At 60.5% G+C, this 17,794-nt stretch carries 18 protein-coding genes, 1 tRNA gene and 3 pseudogenes; 2 read left to right on the top strand and 20 right to left on the bottom strand.

Annotated features, from left to right (window positions below):
• The first annotated feature begins 154 nt into the window (after positions 1-154).
• A complete protein-coding gene (locus tag HU767_RS23010) occupies positions 155-301 on the top strand; it encodes a hypothetical protein (protein ID WP_186704520.1) in 147 nt (48 codons plus the stop codon).
• A 136-nt stretch (positions 302-437) separates the two neighbouring features.
• Here HU767_RS23010 and HU767_RS23015 read toward each other — a convergent pair whose 3' ends face one another.
• The 5 genes and pseudogenes from HU767_RS23015 to HU767_RS23035 all read right to left on the bottom strand — a co-directional run bounded on the left by HU767_RS23015 (position 438) and on the right by HU767_RS23035 (position 2,969).
• Positions 438-848 carry a type II toxin-antitoxin system HicB family antitoxin gene (locus tag HU767_RS23015; RefSeq protein ID WP_186730542.1) on the bottom strand — a complete coding sequence of 137 codons (411 nt, stop codon included), beginning with the start codon at positions 846-848 and terminating at the stop codon, positions 438-440.
• 40 nt (positions 849-888) lie between these two features.
• A pseudogene (locus HU767_RS23020) lies at positions 889-1,065 on the bottom strand (type II toxin-antitoxin system HicA family toxin); the annotation flags it as partial.
• Positions 1,066-1,403: 338 nt separating this feature from the next.
• Positions 1,404-1,763 carry a transcriptional regulator gene (locus tag HU767_RS23025; protein WP_186730558.1) on the bottom strand — a complete coding sequence of 120 codons (360 nt, stop codon included), beginning with the start codon at positions 1,761-1,763 and terminating at the stop codon, positions 1,404-1,406.
• The gene (locus HU767_RS23030) at positions 1,763-2,065 is read right to left on the bottom strand and encodes a type II toxin-antitoxin system HigB family toxin (RefSeq protein WP_186730543.1); all 303 of its coding nucleotides are present in this window, start codon (positions 2,063-2,065) and stop codon (positions 1,763-1,765) included. The genes HU767_RS23025 and HU767_RS23030 overlap by 1 nt, the downstream gene beginning before the upstream one ends.
• 274 nt (positions 2,066-2,339) lie before the next feature.
• Positions 2,340-2,969 carry a LysE family translocator gene (locus HU767_RS23035; RefSeq protein ID WP_186730544.1) on the bottom strand — a complete coding sequence of 210 codons (630 nt, stop codon included), beginning with the start codon at positions 2,967-2,969 and terminating at the stop codon, positions 2,340-2,342.
• A gap of 145 nt (positions 2,970-3,114) precedes the next feature.
• Here HU767_RS23035 and HU767_RS23040 point away from each other — a divergent pair, with 145 nt between their 5' ends.
• The gene (locus HU767_RS23040) at positions 3,115-3,591 is read left to right on the top strand and encodes an Lrp/AsnC family transcriptional regulator (RefSeq protein WP_186730545.1); all 477 of its coding nucleotides are present in this window, start codon (positions 3,115-3,117) and stop codon (positions 3,589-3,591) included.
• Positions 3,592-3,635: 44 nt separating this feature from the next.
• Here the strand turns inward: HU767_RS23040 and HU767_RS23045 are convergent, their stop codons facing one another.
• The 15 genes and pseudogenes from HU767_RS23045 to HU767_RS23115 form a co-directional block, all read right to left on the bottom strand.
• Positions 3,636-3,926 carry a type II toxin-antitoxin system RelE/ParE family toxin gene (locus HU767_RS23045; RefSeq protein ID WP_186730546.1) on the bottom strand — a complete coding sequence of 97 codons (291 nt, stop codon included), beginning with the start codon at positions 3,924-3,926 and terminating at the stop codon, positions 3,636-3,638.
• Positions 3,919-4,164, bottom strand: coding sequence for a type II toxin-antitoxin system ParD family antitoxin (locus tag HU767_RS23050; RefSeq protein ID WP_186730547.1), 246 nt, complete (start codon positions 4,162-4,164; stop codon positions 3,919-3,921). Before HU767_RS23050 ends, HU767_RS23045 begins: the two co-directional genes overlap by 8 nt.
• A gap of 199 nt (positions 4,165-4,363) precedes the next feature.
• Positions 4,364-4,662: pseudogene (locus tag HU767_RS23055) on the bottom strand (DUF3077 domain-containing protein).
• Between the two features lie 707 nt (positions 4,663-5,369).
• Positions 5,370-5,537, bottom strand: coding sequence for a hypothetical protein (locus tag HU767_RS23060; RefSeq protein ID WP_003198738.1), 168 nt, complete (start codon positions 5,535-5,537; stop codon positions 5,370-5,372).
• Between the two features lie 270 nt (positions 5,538-5,807).
• Positions 5,808-5,881 (bottom strand) — tRNA-Gly (locus tag HU767_RS23065).
• A 160-nt stretch (positions 5,882-6,041) separates the two neighbouring features.
• Positions 6,042-6,926 carry an alpha/beta hydrolase gene (locus HU767_RS23070; protein WP_186730548.1) on the bottom strand — a complete coding sequence of 295 codons (885 nt, stop codon included), beginning with the start codon at positions 6,924-6,926 and terminating at the stop codon, positions 6,042-6,044.
• Positions 6,927-7,236: 310 nt separating this feature from the next.
• Complete coding sequence (locus HU767_RS23075) at positions 7,237-7,929, bottom strand: pseudouridine synthase (RefSeq protein ID WP_186730549.1); 693 nt, start codon at positions 7,927-7,929, stop codon at positions 7,237-7,239.
• Between the two features lie 35 nt (positions 7,930-7,964).
• Complete coding sequence (locus HU767_RS23080) at positions 7,965-8,183, bottom strand: cysteine-rich CWC family protein (RefSeq protein WP_186730550.1); 219 nt, start codon at positions 8,181-8,183, stop codon at positions 7,965-7,967.
• Positions 8,176-8,793 (bottom strand): annotated as a pseudogene (locus HU767_RS23085) (GGDEF domain-containing protein); the annotation flags it as partial. The gene HU767_RS23080 and the pseudogene HU767_RS23085, both read right to left, overlap by 8 nt.
• A gap of 250 nt (positions 8,794-9,043) precedes the next feature.
• Positions 9,044-10,822: an allophanate hydrolase gene (gene atzF / locus HU767_RS23090; protein ID WP_186730552.1), complete on the bottom strand. Its 1,779-nt coding sequence runs from the start codon at positions 10,820-10,822 to the stop codon at positions 9,044-9,046.
• Between the two features lie 22 nt (positions 10,823-10,844).
• Positions 10,845-14,486, bottom strand: a complete 3,642-nt coding sequence (uca, locus tag HU767_RS23095; protein ID WP_186730553.1) for an urea carboxylase — start codon at positions 14,484-14,486, stop codon at positions 10,845-10,847.
• A 305-nt stretch (positions 14,487-14,791) separates the two neighbouring features.
• Complete coding sequence (locus HU767_RS23100) at positions 14,792-15,433, bottom strand: urea amidolyase associated protein UAAP2 (RefSeq protein ID WP_024616098.1); 642 nt, start codon at positions 15,431-15,433, stop codon at positions 14,792-14,794.
• Between the two features lie 11 nt (positions 15,434-15,444).
• Positions 15,445-16,170 (bottom strand): urea amidolyase associated protein UAAP1, encoded by a 726-nt coding sequence (locus HU767_RS23105; RefSeq protein ID WP_186704533.1) that lies wholly within the window; start codon positions 16,168-16,170, stop codon positions 15,445-15,447.
• A gap of 14 nt (positions 16,171-16,184) precedes the next feature.
• Positions 16,185-16,973 (bottom strand): ABC transporter ATP-binding protein, encoded by a 789-nt coding sequence (locus HU767_RS23110; protein ID WP_186704534.1) that lies wholly within the window; start codon positions 16,971-16,973, stop codon positions 16,185-16,187.
• Complete coding sequence (locus HU767_RS23115; protein ID WP_186730554.1) at positions 16,970-17,785, bottom strand: ABC transporter permease; 816 nt, start codon at positions 17,783-17,785, stop codon at positions 16,970-16,972. Before HU767_RS23115 ends, HU767_RS23110 begins: the two co-directional genes overlap by 4 nt.
• Positions 17,786-17,794 lie beyond the last annotated feature (9 nt).

Here is a 17,794-nt window from a genome sequence, read left to right on the forward strand (position 1 = left end):
GCACCTGTCTGGTGTGACAGCAACGAGTCGGCGAAAATTCTACTTACATTTCAATCGCAAACATCCGTCGACGTTCATCGTCCGGCACGAAGACAGTCGCAACCATTGCCACGCTCGCAGGTCACTCCTTAAAGCCCCAGCATCGGAGTCCATCATGAATTTCGCCCGCACTTTTTGCCTCGCCTGCTGCTTGTTCGCCCTGCACGGCTGCTTCGACAACTCGGATAACGAGACCAAGGACAATACCGACGGCACCAAGTCTTCGGTGCAGATGCAGGAGTCCAAGTCAGAGAATAAATAGCCCTGGCATGGCTATGTAAAAACTGTGGGAGCGAGCTTGCTCGCGATGGCTGTGTGTCAGGCACCCAGGATATTGCTGACCCGACGCCATCGCGAGCAAGCTCGCTCCCACAGATTTGTGTGTCGTCAATGATTGTTCACCGGCCTTGTTGCAACACCTTCAGCGCTGCCGACGCCAGGAAGCCGGAGCGGCTCTTTTCTTCAGGATGGTGCAACACATATTCATCGATACGATTGAGCAGGTAGCCGGGCAGCGTGATGTTGAGTTTCTGCGCCTTGCCCAGGTATTTGGTCACATCGATGTCCACCAGTGCCCAGGTGCAACCGGTGTATTGCGGGTTGGCAGCGTGCAAGGTGACGGTGTTGGCCGGTGGAATCGGCGAGCCGTCTTCAGCCAGAATTTCAAAGTGCCCCTCGATGGCTTCCCGCGCCATCGCCATGGCCTCGTCCAGGTCATCGCCTGCGGAAAAACACCCCGGAATATCAGGCACTTCAACACCCCAGGCGTGCTTGTCATCGCCCATGGAAATCGCAATCGGATAAAGCATATTCATCGTCCTCCGGGAACGTCGCGCAACGGGCCGGCTGAAGCAGCGCCTGTTGCAAAATACTGATGGCCGTTTTCTTGAGCAGGTCCTTCTTCGGATGAGGAACCGTGACCAACCCCGGTTTGGTCGGGTGCTTGAAGTGATGGTGACTGCCTCGAACTCGAACCAGATACCAACCGTCTGCAATGATCTGGCTTATCAAAAATCGGCTATTCACAACACCTCCGTGTGGTGTGCTTGGTAGGTACTATACCTACTGAAAATGAATGATCAACACTATAACCACCGAAGGTGATCTCGGTAGGCGCACGCAGTCGCTGCAACAAAGTCTAGAAGCGGCGGCGCGCAAGGGCGGCGGAGGGGAGGGCGGGTTTATTTCGGGATGTGAAACCGGGCGAAAATGCTTGTGTGTGGCGAGGGAGCTTGCTCCCGTTGGGCTGAGAAGCAGCCCTGGAATTTGAGCTGTAGCTGAAAAAAGTGCGAAAAAACCGGCCACGTTGGACCGGTTTTTCTATTTTGAGATGCTGCTGCAGATTGGTGTGGAGTCGCTATGTATTACGCAACGTCCGCCAGCAGACTCTCGTAAGGGATTCGCAATCCATTATGCAGGCGTTTTATCATCGCCAGACTCAGTTTGCGTTTGCGGTTCAGTACTTCAGACACACGCCCGCTCGAACCAAGGAATGGTTCCAAGTCGCGCGCGGTCAAGCCTTGCTGATCCATCCGGAATTTAATTGCCTCAATTGGATCGGAGGGTGGCATTGGGTAGTGCTCGTCCTCGTACTTTTCTATTAACAAGGCAAGAATTTCCAGCTCATCACCTTCAGCCGAATCAACTTCCGCACCCCAAAGCTGTTCGATGCGAGCAAAGGCTGCATCCAGATCGTCCTGGTTGCGAATGGGTTTGATGTTCATCATACGGTCTCCGCGTTGATTTGGTCGTACTGGGCGTGGGTGCCGACGAATCGTACAAAACCAAGTTGGCGCTGATAATCGATTGCCAAAATTACTCGGTATTTGTTACCGCCGATGTTGAATACAACCCTCGCGCTTTTAAGAATACTGGCTGTTCTGAGTTCAGCCTTAATCTCTTGAGGCGTTCGATAGGTCGCTTTCTCCATGTGTCGATACCATTCAACCAATGGCGTCTGGGAATCGGCATAAGCCGGATTGCTTTCCCAAAATTCCCGCAAGATACCTCTCGCGATAATCCGCACCTATTTACTCCCATTTTGGGAGGAGTCTAGTCTGATTGGGTTGACGTTGCAATTGGGGTTGTTGGGAAGGTGATGAACGATTTGCTCGCCCCCTAGCACCCCATGCTAGTGCGCTGTTACCCGTTGCGAGGTAGACAATGGTTAATTGGCCACGCAGCCTATGATCCAGAGAGAAAAATGTATTCGTGGCGAGGGAGCTTGCTCCCGCTGGGGTGCGAAGCGGCCCTGGATTACCGCCCAGAATACCAAGAGCCGCTTCGCGAAACTGCAATCGTTATGACTGCTGCACAAACGTCAGCCGCACCGCAAACCCAATCAAAAGACTCCCAAATACCCACTGTTGTACGCGCTGTGCCGAAGGCGAGCGATGAAGCCAACGCCCGAGTGCGACGCCGGCCAACGCGTAGGCGCAGTCGAACAGCAGGCCGACGCCGACCAGCACCACGCCCAGGATCGCGAACTGCCCCAGCACCGGCCCGGCCTGTGGATCGATGAATTGCGGTAGCAATACCGAGCAAAACAGCAAGGCCTTGGGATTGAGCAGGTTCGTCAGCAGCCCGCGTCGAATGGCCTCGTAGTAATGCCGTTTTCCAACCTCGACAGTCGCACCTTCAAAGTTCGGCAGCAACGTGGTCCGCAGGCATTGAAAGCCAATCCATAACAGGTAGGCAGCACCCGCCAGGCGCACGACATCGAACGTCCATGGCGCGGTCTTGAACAAGGCCGAAAGCCCCAGTGCCGCCAACGCAACATGACATCCACGAGCAACTCCCAGGCCCACCGCCGTCGCGAGCGCCGCGCCCCTGCCCTGCCGGGCACCAGTTTTCAGCAGCAGGATCATGTCCGGCCCGGGCAACAGATACGCCACCGTCAACGCCATCAAAAACAACCCGAGCCCTGCCATGCCACACCCCTTTGATCAACGATTCGCAAGTGCCAAGTCTATGGCTGACGGGCAGGGCAGGTGGTTGCGAAGACAGCTTCTAAAGCATCGGAAAATGGCATAACCTGCCAAACATCTGCGTCATCCAATCGGAAAATGCCAAGTCATGAAACTGGACGCTTTCGACCGCAAAATCCTCGTCGCACTGCAACGCGACGGGCGCCTGAGCAACGTGCAACTGGCTGAAGAAATCGGCCTGTCCCCGTCACCCTGCCTGCGCCGCGTGCGGATGCTCGAAGAGGCAGGGGTAATTCGCGGTTACCAAGCCGTCCTGGACCGCGACGAAGTGGGCCTCGGGCTGACGATCTTCGTCGGCGTCAAGGTCGAACGGCACAACGACGAGCGAGCCGAAGCATTTCGCCAGGCAGTGACGGCATTGCCCGAAGTGATCTCGGCGTTCCTGGTATCGGGCGAATCGGATTTTCTATTGCAAGTCGTGGTGCCGGACCTGCGGGCTTATGACCGTTTTGTCACGGGGCAGTTGTTGAAATTGCCCGGGATCAGCGATATCCGGAGTAACTTTGCGATTAATACGGTGAAGACGCCGGGGGCGCTGCCGTTGGGGCATTTGCCTGGGGGCTGAGACGGCTGTTAGGCGCTGGATATTTAGAAACGGGGGACTAACGTTCATAGATTTCGAAATGTATCCATCCGATCATGCAGGATACGAATGATCGCAACCCCGTAAGCGGTGATTCGAAAGTAAATCATGTGCCGTTCGACGCTCCACCGACGATAACCAGGCCGGATGTGGTCACACGCTGGAGCCGTTTTGGGCTGTTGCGCCAGCTCAGAAAATGCTGTTGTGATGATGTCGATATACCGATTGGCTTGTGCCACACCCCATTGCTGGGCGGTATAGGTCCAGATTACTTCTAGGTCATGTTCGGCAGCAGGTGTAAGACGGTATTCAGCCATGCGCAGTCAGCATTCTTTTCTTGAATGCATCGGGATCGAATGAGCGAGGTTTCCCACTGGACTCACCTTCCTCAAGGGCAAGCCGGATAGCTTCAAGTTGCATGCTCCGCTCCTGCTCTCGCCGAATTAGATCCCGAATGTACTCACTATCATTGGTGTAGTGTCCCGCTTCGATCTGCGCTTTGATCCAACCGTCTTGCTGATCAGTGACGGTGATGGTTTTACGAACGGTTCCCATGTCTGAATCCCCTGGGGAGTGACTATTAACGCAAGAAATTATCATACTATTGGTGTTTTATCGAGCATCCTAAAGCTCCGTCATGGGCGGAGGATTATTTAAAATTTGCGGGAGTTCAGTGTAAAAAGCCCCGATGCTCGAAGCAGCGGGGCCCGATAGGCTTCGCAGTGCCTTGCATTTCACTGGCAGGCATGGAGGCCTATTCTTTCTCGTTTCTTTCTTTCGGGACGGTTGTTGGCCTAGGCGTAATGACTTTCACAACGTCATCAATCACTGCCTTACTCATTTCCAATAAAAAATGCGCAGCCCAGGCGTAGCGGTCGGTGTTCTTTTCAAACGCCGCGTCTTCGGCAAGCCGGTGAGCGAGATGCAAAAGATCCGACGCCCGTTCCAATGCCTCTTGGATGGGGACGCCGCCGTTGACACGGAACAGTGCTCGATCAGCGGAATAGTTGAAGGGGTGTAGCCGATGGTTTTGAGGGGGGTATCTTCGTTCATGGCCTGCCTCCGTTGATGACGAGGTAGTGAGGCCGAGAGTTGAACGAATGATCGAAAAGCGAGTTGCTGTGCATTGTCTAGCTCCTTGACGTCTGTAGCTGCCACTTTCGTTCCAAGCGAATGGGTGGCAGCTGTGCGCAGGTTGGAAACCGGGAGTCAAGGAAACCGGCACGCCCAGAGGCGTCCCACGCACAGCCGCCAAAAACACAAGTTTACAGGCGTAAAACTACCTCTGCACTTATGAGGCGTGCGGTTTCGTGACTCACGGGTTTCCAAGCCCGATCGCTGATTTGCAGCGACGTCTGGAGAGTAGCCATCGAAGGGCAAGGGCAACAAGGCGAAAACTGGCCGAAAAGCAAAGTAAGCGCGCGCCCTACGCAATTCTCGGATTTTACCTACAAATCTGCCGGGGAACGCGAGACGTGGCGAGGGAGCTTGCTCCCGCTGGGCTGCGCAGCAGCCCCTCTTGTGAGCGCTTCGCACTCAAGCGGGAGCAAGCTCCCTCGCCACGGGACTCATTGTTCTCAGGACAATTATCTATTTTTCCTGCAAAGGTCCCGTTGTTGAGGTTGCGCAACGTCCCGCTGGCCATAGTCGGCTTTGCAAACTTGCCGGCGTGCCCGTAGGCGCCAGAGCGTGAAAGCAGGTTACGGCAGAATGAAAAAGCCCGGCGGTCGGCCGGGCAGTTTTGGAATCCAGCAACGTGATCAGGCTTGCTTTGCTCGGGCAGCCAACATCACTTCATTCTGTTTTTTGGTAGCTTCGGTCAGTACTTCACTGTAGACGCGTTTTTTTTCTTCCGATTTCGCATTACGAATGAAGTCTGCGAATGGACTCGTGGACTCCTTTGTGGATCCGAGTTTCATGGTAAACATGGGGTTGCTCCGTCATTTATCCCAAGCATGGCCATCAGATCGTGTCGCGTATGCTTCTCGGGGATATGGTAGTCGATCTTGTCAACGCCAGCCTTGTAGAGGCGTCCAGAATTATCAATGTGCTTCACAAGCAGATCGACATGTAGATCTTCGGCGCGACCACCAAGGGAGCAAAACCCCACAAAACACCAGACCAAAAAAAACCGGCCACCAAGAGCCGGTTTTTTTAATCCCCCGTCAAAAACACACAACGCAGGACCAGAATTCGATTGGAGCGGGTGAAGGGAATCGAACCCTCGTTATCAGCTTGGGAAGCTGGAGTAATGCCATTATACGACACCCGCTCAGAGCGGCTGACTTTGTACCAGATGTGGGCACGGATTTGAAGTTTTTCTTCGCATCGTGTGCGACCAGTCGTCTACGCGAGCCTCAAACCAGAGCGGTCGTTGGCGGGCAAGCCCCTGTGCTGAAGGGGCGAAGGGGCTTGCTCGCCAGGACTCGGTTTCAGATGGCCAGTGCATGGTAGCCCTGCACGTAGCTGTAGCGCGGTCGGCTTTCGTGGGGTTCCGGTGTGAGGAAAGCCATCAGGGCGTTGCGGCTGTCGCGGCAGGCGGCCTTGTGTTCCATGTCCAGGAAGTGCCCGGTGGCTTGCAGCGTGCTGAAGGTGCTGTGCTCGACGTGGTTGGCGAACAGCCTGGCGTCGTCGGCCGAGGTGTATTCATCCCATTCGCCGTTCAGGAATAGCACCGGCACGTTGATTTTCTTGGCCGCGTTGATATAGCACTGTTGGTCGCTGTGGAGCACGTCGGTGATGTGGAAGTGCATCTGCCCGTACTCGTGCTCGGCCAGGCTGCTGACATGGCGATAGTTGAAGCGCTTGAACAGCGGCGGCAGATGCTTTCCGATGGTGCTGTTGACCAAGTGGCCGACACGGTCTCCGTCCAGGCTGCCCAGGTAGTCCACACCACGCTCCAGGTAGTCGCGCATCGGCGCATTGAGCACCGGCGAGAACGAGCTGATCACCGCTTTTTCGATGCGCCGTGGCCGTTGGGCCAGGGCGCTCAGGGTGGCGGCGCCGCCCCAGGAAAACGACAGCACGTGCTCGGCGGCGAAGTGGTCGATCAGTTCCAGGAGGATCTGCCCTTCGATCTCCTTCGTCAGCATTTTCTCGTGCCGATTGTGGGCCTTGGACTTGCCCGCGTAGGGCTGGTCGTACAGCACGACGTTGAATTGCGGGTAGAGGTTTTTGGCGGTCTGTGCAAACGACGCGGTGGTGGCCATTGAGCCGTTGACCAGGATGATGGTCTTTTGTGCGGCGTCTGCGCGATAGAACTCCGTGTAAACCCGATACTGACCCTGTATATCCAGCACAGCGATTTCTGGCCTCATGTCATAAGACTCCTGGCAAGCGGGTATGCGCGCAATGAGATTGCACGGGCAATGTGACAGGTAGGCATACGCCTGGAAGATAAGGCCCATGTCGATCCATGAAAGCCGGTCGACGGGTATTGTTATGGCGGGCAGTTTGCCGGGCGGATAAGGCGGAACCTGAGGGTTCCCGCCGGCAAAAAGTTTCTTAGAGGTATGAGGTGACTCATCGGTCACATTTCGGCCGACGGTTTGATTCAAGCAGGGGGGCGACCGTTGCGCAAGTCCCTATCGGAAAATTGTTCGACACTTCTGCCCAGCGGTAGCGGGCTCAGATGAGCTGGACTTCTTCAGGGCGCAAGGCCCGGTATTGGCCAGGCGCTAAATGAGCGTCCAACACCAGCGGGCCCATGCGCTCGCGGTGCAGGCGCAGCACCTTGTTGTTGAAGTGGCCGAACATGCGTTTGACCTGGTGGTAACGTCCTTCCACGATGCTCAAGCGCGCCGACTTTTCCCCCAGCAGTGTCAGTTCTGCCGGCTGGGTGGTGAGGTCTTCGAAGGCGAAGTACATGCCTCGGGCGAAGGTGTCGGCGTATTCGGCGGTGATGGTTTGCTCGGTTTCGACGTAGTAGACCTTGGGCAGTTTGGTCTGCGGTTGGGTCAGGCGTCGGGACCAGGTTCCATCATTGGTGATCAGCATCAGCCCGGTGGTGTTGAAATCCAGGCGCCCGGCGATATGCAGATCGTCCTTGTCCGGTTCGTCCAGCCAGTCGAGCACGGTAGGGTGTTGCGGATCGCGCGTGGCGCTGACACAGCCGGGCGGCTTGTGCAGCATGAAGTAGCGCGCGGGGCGGCCGGCTTGCAGCACGTCGTCATCGACTTGGACACGACTGAACTCACGTACCGGGGCATGGGGATCGCTGACGGTCTGGCCGTCGATTCGCACTCGGCGTTCCACCAGCAACAGGCGCACTTGTTGGCGATTGAATCGCGGCAGATTGCTGAGGAAACGGTCGACGCGCATGGGCAGTTCAGGCAGGGCAGCGGAGGGCGGGCATCTTACGCGATTGGCCGGGGCTTGGCGCGCAACTGGATGTCGACCCGCGCGCAATGCGGGCACAGGCAGGACTGATTCCGCAGCTCGGCCGGCAATGCTTCGAGCACGGCCGGGTCAATGCTTACGCTGTAGCACCAGCAGGCCCGGTCGGCGGTTCGTGGATCGGCCAGGGTGCAGTCGTTGGTGCTGCCGCAGGCCGGGCAAAGGTCGGGTTTATTCATAACTGGAGTGAGGCATTTCCACGCAGGTTCGGTTGCACCCGGTCTGCCGGGCGCGTTGCAGCGCATGATCGGTCCGCGACAGCAGGCTGTGCAAGGTGTCTTCGTCCTGCAGGGTGGTGAGCCCGAGGCTGACGGTGACCTGCAATTGTTTTCCACTGCAGAAATAACGCTGTTTTTCGATGTGCTGACGAATTTTCTCAGCGATTCTCAGACCGGTCTGTCCATCGGTGTCCTTGAGCAGGACGACGAAGGCGTCGGCGCTCCAACGACACACGATGTCCGAATGCCGCAGGCTCTCGGTCAGGTTGCGGGCGAAGCCGGTCAGCAGTTGATCGGTGGCGATATGACCGTGGGTGGTGTCCAGCCGCTTGAAGTCGTCCAGCTCCACCAGCAGCGCCGTCAAGGGCCTGGGCTCGCGCTGGGCTTCGTGCAGGGCTTGCACGGCCAGCAGGTCGAAGCCACGGCGGTTAGGCAATTCGGTCAGGCCGTCTAGGGTGGCCTGGGCATCGATGCGCTGTTGGTAGCTGTTGATTAGCCGATAGAGGATGGCCAGGACAGCCAGTGTCACGAGCAGGCCGATCAGCAGGTTCACATACAGGGTCTTGAGAATGTGCTCGCGTACCGAGACATGGGCCGCGTAATAGCCCAGCAATGCAATGATCAGGAAACCTGTACCGAGCAGCGCGACCACGGCAAGCAGCGGCTTGCGCTGGGAATACAACGGCGAACGGAGCGACATGGCGATTCCCTTGGCGCAGACCCAATGAAGTCAGTTTAGTGGCCTTGTGGGAAAAGACATTCGGATTTTCAGGTTTGTAGGACGGTGATGAGGAACAAGTGCCCTCACCACTGGTTCAGCCTTATTCCAGGCTACGCAGATAAGCCCGCCATCCTCCCAGGTGACTGATGTCCCGCGCGCCTTCCAGGCCATACGGCTCGCAGATGAATCCGCTTTCCCAGCGGCCATCGGCCAGTTGCACCTTGCCCAGCCCCAACGGTGCGGGAATACCCGTCAGGAACGAGCCCAGTTCACTGCTCGGCAGTTCCCAGACCTCGACCTCGATCGCCACGCCGCCTTCCCTGACCCGAACCATGCCGGGACGCAAGGGTGGGTCGCCGGCCAAGGCGTGGAGACGGTAATCCGCTGAGCTTTGGGTGGCCTCGATCAGTTGGGCACTGCGTTGCTTGAGCTGCCAGTTCAGCGCCAACCCGTCCAGGTGGGCGCCGCACACGACCAGCCGCGCCCGGTCGTGGCGCGCCGGGTTGGCGGGCGCTGGCAAGGCTTTGTTCTGTTGCCGTTGCAAGGCATCGGCCACGCTCAAGAGGTATTGATCGGTGAAGGCTCGACCGAACAGCGTCACGCCCCAGGGCAAGCCGTTGCTCATGAAAGCACTGGGAACGGCGACGGCGGCGTAGTCCAGCAGGTTCATGAAATTGGTGTAGTACCCCAGCTCCGAGTTGCGCAGCACCGGTTCGGCGGCCAGTTCGGCGAGGGTCACCGGACGACCGATGGTCGGGGTGAGGACGCAATCGAGCGTGTCCATGGCCCGGTCGCATAGGGCTTTTAGCGCTTGCAAACGGTAGCGGGCACGGAAGGTTTGTACGCCATCCACCGTAGGCGCTTTCGCCAGCACCGCACGGATGACCGGCAGTACGGCCTCCGGCTCGCGTTCCATCAATGGCCCGGCAACGCTGTAGCGTTCGGCCACCCAGGGGCCTTCATACAGCAACCGTGCGGCCTCCAGGAACGGTGATAAGTCCAGTTCCACGGCTTCGCCGCCCAGTTGTTCGAGTCGCTCGATGGCTTCCTGGAACAGTTGCGGACCTTCATGACAGCCGAAAAACGCCAAGTCCTGTTGGCGCGGCACGCCGAAACGAAAGCGCCGGGGCACGCCGAATGCGATGCCATCGTTCCACCGCGGGTTGCGGCGGCTGTAGTCGTCACGAGGGTCTGGCCGGGCCGTCAGCGCCAAGAGCTGGCTGGCTTCCTTTGCTGTCGCCGTGAAGGTCGTGACGCAGTCCAGCGTGCGACAGGCCGGGACCACGCCCGCCGTGGAGATCAACCCCAGGGTGGCTTTCAATCCCACCAGATTGTTCAGCGCCGCGGGTACCCGACCGGAGCCGGCGGTATCGGTGCCCAGGGCAAAACTCGCCACGCCCAAGGCCACGGCCAAGGACGAGCCGGCGCTCGAACCACCGGCCGGGAAGTCGGGCAACACGCTGTTGCGGCAGGCGCCGTAGGGCGAGCGGGTGCCATTGAGCCCGGTGGCGAATTGGTCGAGGTTGGTCTTGCCCAGGGGGATCGCGCCCAGTGCCAGCAACTGCTCGACAATGGTCGCCGAGCGTGGCGGTACGTAGGCAAATGCCGGACAGGCTGCGGTGGTTGGAATGCCGGCCAGGTCGATGTTGTCCTTGATGGCAAACGGCACGCCGTACAGCGGCAGGCTCTCCAGGTCGCGGCTTTCCAATGCGGTCAGGTAGGGTTCCAGTTCTTCGGCCGTCAGCAGGTGGATGAATAGGTGATAGTCCGGGTTCAGCGCCGCGGCCTTTTCTCGCAGGCCCAACAGCAATTGGCGTGGCGTCAGTTCGCCGCTGCGGTAGGTGTTGCGCAGGTCGTCCAAGCGAAGAGAGAGGTTCATCGTGTTAATCCTTTGATTGAGTTCAGTCACGGTCCAGTACCACGACGCGCTGTCCGGCGCGCACCGCCGAGCCAGGCTGCACGCGCACCTCGCGCACCACGCCGGCGGAAGGCGCAAGCAGCGGGATTTCCATTTTCATCGACTCCAGAATGACCAGCACATCACCGACGGCGACCCGCGTGCCAACGTCGACCTGCACCTGCCAGAGGTTGCCGGCGATGTGGCTGTCGACACTCAGTTGACCGTCGCTCAACTGCGAATCTTCGCTTGGCGCGATGGTCGGTTCTTCGCTGTCGAAATGCGCCTGGCCACTGGCGATCCAACGCTCGCGCTCGGCGTCGAAGGCGCCTTGTTGCTGTTGTCGGAACGCGGCGATGCTGTCGGCTTCCTGCACCAGGAAACGCTGGTAGTCGGCAAGGTTGAGCTGGCGGTGCTCGATCTCCAGGTCGAAGCGGCCCAGCGGGAATTCGCGGCGGATGTGCAGCAGTTCGTCGGCACTGACCGGGTAGAAGCGGATCTGGTCGAAGAATCGCAGCAACCAGGGCTTGCCGTCGAAGGCAGCGACCTCCCGATACCGATTCCACATCTGCAACGTGCGCCCGACGAACTGATAGCCGCCAGGCCCTTCCATGCCATATACGCACATATAGGCGCCGCCGATGCCCACCGAGTTTTCCGCGGTCCAGGTCCGGGCCGGGTTGTATTTGGTGGTCACCAGTCGGTGGCGTGGGTCGAGCGGCGTGGCGACCGGCGCACCGAGGTAGACGTCCCCCAGGCCCATCACCAGGTAGCTGGCATCGAACACCGTGCGTTGCACCTCGTCGAGATTGGGCAGGTCGTTGATGCGTCGAATGAACTCCAGGTTGCTCGGGCACCAGGGCGCGTCCTTGCGCACCGTGGTCATGTATTTTTCAATGGCCAGCTGACAGGCCGGATCATCCCAGGACAGCGGCAGGTGGACGATGCGCGAGGGCACTTGCAGGTCCTGCGCGGCGCACACCGCGTCCCATTCACCGACGACGATGCTCAGCAGCTCGGCCAGGGGCATTTGCTCGGGTTGGTAGTGCACTTGCAGCGAGCGAATGCCTGGCGTCAGGTCGATCACGCCGTGCAGTTGTTTGTGTTCCAAGGCCTGCATCAAGGCGTGGGCGCGGAAGCGCAGGACCAGGTCCAGTTCGGCGGCGCCGATTTCCAGCAGCAGATGGGTGTCGCCCGATAGCCTTGCCACCAGGCGCGTATCGTCCTGGCCGATATCCAACACCACAGGCGACCCCAGCCCCTGTGGGAGCGGGCTTGCTCGCGAAAGCAATGGCACAGTCAACATTGATGTATCTGACAGACCGTTTTCGCGAGCAAGCCCGCTCCCACATTGATCCCATTTCAAGGCGAGAGATCGGGCGGTGGAGATATCTACCGGCACAAACCGCACCTTGTCCCCTGCCTTGAGCTGCCCCAACTGCCAGAGGTCCGCTTCGATCACCGTCACCGGGCAGACAAAACCGCCCAGGCTCGGGCCGTCGGGGCCGAGGATGACGGGCATGTCGCCAGTGAAGTCCACGGCACCGATGGCGTAGGGGTTGTCATGGATATTGGACGGATGCAGCCCAGCCTCGCCCCCGTCGGCGCGGACCCATTCGGGTTTCGGCCCGATCAGTCGCACGCCGGTGCGGCTGGAGTTGAAGTGCACTTCCCAGGCGGTGTCGAAGAATGTCTGGATGTAGCGCTCGGTGAAATATTCGGGCGCGCCGTGGGGACCGTAGATCACGCGGATCTGCCGCACGCTCGGCAACTCCAGGACCGGTGCGCGCGTTGGCGCCAGCGTCGAGTGCTTGTCCAGCGGCGCCAGGTGCAGCACGTCACCGGTGCACAGCGCGCGTCCGCCATGGCCGCCGAACTGGCCGAGGGTAAAGGTGCTTTTACTGCCCAGGTAATCCGGTACTTGCACGCCGCCTTGCAGGCACAGATAGCTGCGCGCCCCGGCACCCGCGATGTTGCCAATCGCAAGGGTAGAGCCGGCAGCAATCGACAACGGAGTGTTCATCGGCACGGCTTCACCGTCGAGCGTGAGGCCGATCACCGCACCGGTCACCGCCACCCGGGTAGCGCAGTTGAAACGCAGCAGCGGCCCGTTCATGGTGATTTCCAATGCCGCCGCACCGTCCTCGTTGCCGAGCAGGCGATTGCCCAGGCGCAGCGAGCGGCTGTCCATCGGTCCCGACGGCGGCACCCCCACCGCCCAATAACCGAGACGGCCGGGATAGTCCTGGACGCTGGTCTGGGTGCCGGGGCTGAGCATTTCCACGGTGTTGGCGCGGTAGACCAATGCCTCCAGACAGCGGGTCCAGGGTTGGCCGCTGGCAAACGGCGGGTCGAGGAGAATCTGTTGCAGGTAATGGCGGTTGGTTTCGACGCCGTACAACACGCTTTCGTCCAGCGCTTGGTGCAAGCCCAGGCGCGCCTGCTCGCGGGTCGGCGCCCAGCGAATGACCTTGGCGATCATCGGGTCGAAGTAGGGCGGGACCTGGCAACCGGCCTCGACCCAGGTGTCGATGCGCAACTGTTTGCCGTCGGCCTCCGGGAATTTCACGGCGGTCAGCAGCCCCGGACTTGGCTGGAAATCCCGGCCTGGGTCCTCGGCATACAAGCGTGCCTGGATCGCGTGACCCTCGGCTTTCAATCCCTGGCGCAACTCGCTCAGCGGCGGCAGATCACCGGCCGCCAGTTGCACCATCCAGCGCACCAGGTCCACGTCCCAAACCTGCTCGGTGACGCCGTGCTCGACTTGCAGGCGGGTGTTCACTTCCAGGAAATAGAAGCGCCCCGCGTCGCTGTCGAGCACGAACTCCACGGTGCCGGCGCTGCGGTAGTTCACGGCCTGGGCCAGCTGGATCGCCGCCGTGCAGAGTGCCTCGGCCATGCCCTCGGGCAGGTTCGGCGCCGGGGTTTCCTCGAGGACTTTCTGGTTGCGCCGTTGTACCGAGCAGTCGCGCACGCCCAGGGCGATCACTTGGCCCTGGCCGTCGCCGAACACCTGCACTTCCAGGTGCCGCGCGCGTTCGATGTACTTTTCGATGAACACCCCGGCGTCGCTGAAGTTGTTCTGGCCCAGGCGCTTGACCGCTTCGAAGGATTCGCTCAGGTCGGCGGCGCTGCGACACACGCGCATGCCGATGCCGCCGCCGCCCGCGGTACTTTTGAGCATCACCGGATAGCCAACCTGTGTGCCGGCCAACAGCGCGGCGTCGAGGCTGTCGAGCAGTTCGGTGCCTTCGAGCAGCGGCACGCCGTGGCGACGCGCCAGGTCGCGGGCGGTGTGCTTGAGTCCGAACACACGCAGTTGCTCTGGCGTCGGACCGATGAAGGCAATACCGGCAGCTTCGCACGCTTGCGCGAAGGCGGCGTTTTCCGAGAGAAAGCCGTAGCCGGGATGGATCGCGGTCGCGCCACTGCTTTTGGCAATCGCCAAAAGCTTGTCCACCGCCAGGTAAGTACCGGCCGCCGCGCCTTCGCCCAGGCAGTGGGCTTCATCGGCCTGGAGGATATGCAAGCTGGCGGCGTCGGCCTGGGAATACACTGCGACGCCTTCGACCTTCAGCTCACGCAAGGTCCGCAGGATGCGGCAGGCGATGGCGCCACGGTTGGCGATCAGGATTTTTTCGAACATGGCATTGCCCCCTCAGGCATGCGTGCTGCCTGAACTGGGATGCGGGCCGTCCCGCAGTTTTCGATGGCCGCCGGGGTCGTCCCTGGCGACAAACCTCCAAACACCACTGCCCCCCCCTTGTGGGAGCGAGCCTGCTCGCGATAGCGGTGGTACATCCAGCATCAATGTGACTGACAGACCGCTATCGCGAGCAGGCTCGCTCCCACAGGGGATGGGTGGTGTTCATAAAATCTGTGTTTATTTGATGCACTGCCCCGACCGGCTCTGGCACAACACAAACAGCCAGCGGCGCAGGCGGGTGAGTTTCAGTTCCATATCAAGAGCTCCGCTGGCGTGGGGTTGTAGGCGTTGCATGGGTTGTTCAGTTGCGGGCAGTTGGAGATCAACACGATCACGTCCATCTCGGCCCGCAGGTCGACGTATTTTCCTGGTGCCGAGATCCCGTCTTCGAAGGTCAGGCCGCCGTCGGCGGTCACCGGCACGTTCATGAAGAAGTTGATGTTCGGCCCGATGTCACCCTTGCCCAGCCGTCCGTCGTGGGCGCAGGCCCGCAGGTAGTTGTCGCGGCAGCTGTGCATGTAGCGTTTTTCCAGGGCGTAGCGCACGGTGTTGCTTTCCTGGGCGCAGGCACCGCCGAGGGTGTCGTGGCGCCCGCAAGTGTCTTCGACGATGGTCAGCATCGGGTGGCCGAGGTTGGAATACAGCACGCTGCCGGTGCTCAGGTAAACGCTGTTCTGCCGGCGCAGGGTGCGCTGCACGTCGTAGCGCTCCTTGGGGTTGGCCAGGCTGTAGAACAGCGTATCGACCGCCTGGTTGCCTTCCAGGTCGAGGATGCGCAGGGTCTGGCCCTTCTTGACCTCCACCAGCCACGGTTCCCCGGCGGGGATGGTGGCGCGATAGATGGCGGCGTCAGGCTGCTTTTGTACGGTGGCGATGGCGAGTGACATGGCAGCGATCCTCAGGCGATCAGGCGGTCGGTGTTGATGAAGCCGCGCTGGTTTTCCGGGCGCGAATGGCGACAGTGCTCGGCGACGCTGGCGTCAGCGTTCATCCAACTGAGCTTGAGCGGTTGTGGGGCGTATTGCGGGTTCGGGTCCATCGGGTGCTGCAGCGCGGTCAGCACCACCAGGGTGTCCATCGGCGCGTACAGCTCGATGTAGTCGCCGGCCTGGGAGTTGCCTTCAACGAAATGAAAGCCTCCGGCCTCATCGACATCGACCCGGCTGAACAGGTTGAGGGTCATCAGCAGGTCGGACAGGCCCAGCCCCCATTTGCCCAGCTCCACCAGCAGGTTGTCGGTGCCGTTGCGAAAGAAGCCGTTGCGCAGTTCCTGATAGCGGCCCTGACCGTATTTTTCAGCGACTTCCTCAGCGCAAAGCACACCGCCGAGGCTGTCGCTCCAGCCGCAGGTGTCGGCGGTGATGGCCGCCAGCACCCGGCCCATGTCGGAGTAGAGGCAATGGCCGGTGGTGAGCTTGGCGGTGTGTTGGCATTTGAGGCTGTCGGGCAGGTTCAGCCGTTCGGTTTTTTCGTTGGCGTTGAGCAGCGTCAGGCTCACGTTGGCCCCGCCGCGCAGGTCGGTCAGGCGCAGCAGTTGACCGCGCTTGAGTACGAAGGAACGGTGGCCGCCGCCGGGCAGCAGTTCTTCGGCGAAAGGTGTAAACAATTGGGTCGAGTCGGTCATGGTAAAAACTCCTTTCAAGCGATACGCAACGTGCCGGCCAGTTCGGCGGGCAGGGCGTCGACGGCGGCACGGGCGGTGCGGCGGTCGCTGTTCAATGGAATGTCGTAGGTAATGCGTGCGCCATAGGCGCCGGGGGCGTGCGGGTCGACACGGACCTTGTCGAACACCAGCAGGCGTGTGCCGAGGCTGAAACCTTCGGACAGGTCATGGGTGACCATGAACACCGTCAGCCGGGTTTCGCGCCACAGCTCCAGCAACAGGGCGTGCATGTCTTTGCGAATGCCCGGGTCGAGGGCGCCGAAGGGCTCGTCGAGCAGCAGGACACGCGGCTTCATGATCAGTGCCTGGGCGATCGCCAGCCGCTGTTGCATGCCGCCGGACAGTTGCGCCGGGTACTTATCCAGCGCATGGCCCAGGCCGACCTTGTCCAGCAGTTGCGCGGCGTCTTCGCGGGCCTGGTGCTTGGCGCTGCCAAACAGGCGGCCCAACAGCGGCGAGCGCGGCAACTCCAGGCCCAGGGTCACGTTGTCCAGCACCGTCAGGTGCGGGAACACCGAGTAGCGCTGGAACACCACGCCCCGGCTCGCGTCGGGTTCACCGGCCAACGGCTGGCCATCCAGCAGGATTTGTCCGCGACTGGCGCGTTCCTGGCCCAGCAGCAAGCGCAGGAAGGTCGACTTGCCGCAACCCGACGCGCCCACCAGGGTGCAGAACTCACCCTCAGAGACGCTCAGGTTCAAACGCTCCAGGACCACCTGGTCGGCATACTGTTGCCAGACGTTGTTCACCGTAATGAAGCTCATGCCTTCGCCCCCTCGTACCAGGGGAACGCTCGGCGGGTCAGGCGCTTGAGGCCCCAGTCCATCAGCCAGGCGAGCAGGGTGATCCACATCACATACGGCAAGATCACGTCCATCGCCAGGTAACGACGCACCAGAAAAATCCGATAGCCCAGCCCATCCGTAGAGGCGATGGCTTCAGCGGCGATCAGGAACAGCCAGGCCGAACCGAGCATCAGCCGCAGGGAAATCAACAGGCGCGGCAGCAGTTGCGGCAGCACCACCCGCAGCATCAGGGTCCAGGTTGAAGCACCGAGGGTCTGGGCCTTGATCAGCAGCTCGGGCGGAATTTCCCGGGCGCGCTGTTCCAGGTCGCGCGCCAGGCACGGTGTGATGCCAATCACGATCAGCATCACTTTCGACAGTTCGCCCAGACCGAAGACGATGAACAGGATCGGCAGGATGGCCAGCGGCGGCACCATCGACACCACGGTGAGCAACGGTGACAGCGGTGCGCCAAACAGTGGCAGCGTACCGGCGGCTATGCCCAGGCACAGCCCGGCCAGGGCGCTGATGCCCAGGCCGATGGCCAACCGACGCAGGCTCGACGCGGTGTCTTGCCAGAGCAGATAGTCGCCGCTGCGGGCATCGGCTGTGAAGGCCAGGCGTTTGACCGCGTCGGCCATTTGCACGGCGCTGGGCAGGAGCTTGTCGTTGGGGTTGTCCGTCAACCGTTCGGCCGAGCCCATGAAGTAGGCGAACAACACCAGCGCGAATGGCAGGATCACCAGCAACAAGCGGCTGGGACGATCCGGGTAGCGGTTGATCAGGCGCATGCCAGGTCC

Origin of the sequence: Pseudomonas sp. SWRI179 (assembly GCF_014268705.1) — a bacterium.
Lineage (GTDB): Bacteria > Pseudomonadota > Gammaproteobacteria > Pseudomonadales > Pseudomonadaceae > Aquipseudomonas > Aquipseudomonas zanjanensis.

Excerpts from the sequence above, each read along its gene's own strand:
- HU767_RS23010 (WP_186704520.1), top strand. The coding sequence starts at position 155 with ATGAATTTCGCCCGCACTTTTTGCCTCGCCTGCTGCTTGTTCGCCCTG.
- HU767_RS23015 (WP_186730542.1), bottom strand. The coding sequence starts at position 848 with ATGCTTTATCCGATTGCGATTTCCATGGGCGATGACAAGCACGCCTGG.
- HU767_RS23025 (WP_186730558.1), bottom strand. The coding sequence starts at position 1,763 with ATGAACATCAAACCCATTCGCAACCAGGACGATCTGGATGCAGCCTTT.
- HU767_RS23035 (WP_186730544.1), bottom strand. The coding sequence starts at position 2,969 with ATGGCAGGGCTCGGGTTGTTTTTGATGGCGTTGACGGTGGCGTATCTG.
- HU767_RS23040 (WP_186730545.1), top strand. The coding sequence starts at position 3,115 with ATGAAACTGGACGCTTTCGACCGCAAAATCCTCGTCGCACTGCAACGC.
- HU767_RS23045 (WP_186730546.1), bottom strand. The coding sequence starts at position 3,926 with ATGGCTGAATACCGTCTTACACCTGCTGCCGAACATGACCTAGAAGTA.
- HU767_RS23050 (WP_186730547.1), bottom strand. The coding sequence starts at position 4,164 with ATGGGAACCGTTCGTAAAACCATCACCGTCACTGATCAGCAAGACGGT.
- HU767_RS23060 (WP_003198738.1), bottom strand. The coding sequence starts at position 5,537 with ATGTTTACCATGAAACTCGGATCCACAAAGGAGTCCACGAGTCCATTC.
- HU767_RS23070 (WP_186730548.1), bottom strand. The coding sequence starts at position 6,926 with ATGAGGCCAGAAATCGCTGTGCTGGATATACAGGGTCAGTATCGGGTT.
- HU767_RS23075 (WP_186730549.1), bottom strand. The coding sequence starts at position 7,929 with ATGCGCGTCGACCGTTTCCTCAGCAATCTGCCGCGATTCAATCGCCAA.
- HU767_RS23080 (WP_186730550.1), bottom strand. The coding sequence starts at position 8,183 with ATGAATAAACCCGACCTTTGCCCGGCCTGCGGCAGCACCAACGACTGC.
- atzF (WP_186730552.1), bottom strand. The coding sequence starts at position 10,822 with ATGAACCTCTCTCTTCGCTTGGACGACCTGCGCAACACCTACCGCAGC.
- uca (WP_186730553.1), bottom strand. The coding sequence starts at position 14,486 with ATGTTCGAAAAAATCCTGATCGCCAACCGTGGCGCCATCGCCTGCCGC.
- HU767_RS23100 (WP_024616098.1), bottom strand. The coding sequence starts at position 15,433 with ATGTCACTCGCCATCGCCACCGTACAAAAGCAGCCTGACGCCGCCATC.
- HU767_RS23105 (WP_186704533.1), bottom strand. The coding sequence starts at position 16,170 with ATGACCGACTCGACCCAATTGTTTACACCTTTCGCCGAAGAACTGCTG.
- HU767_RS23110 (WP_186704534.1), bottom strand. The coding sequence starts at position 16,973 with ATGAGCTTCATTACGGTGAACAACGTCTGGCAACAGTATGCCGACCAG.
- HU767_RS23115 (WP_186730554.1), bottom strand. The coding sequence starts at position 17,785 with ATGCGCCTGATCAACCGCTACCCGGATCGTCCCAGCCGCTTGTTGCTG.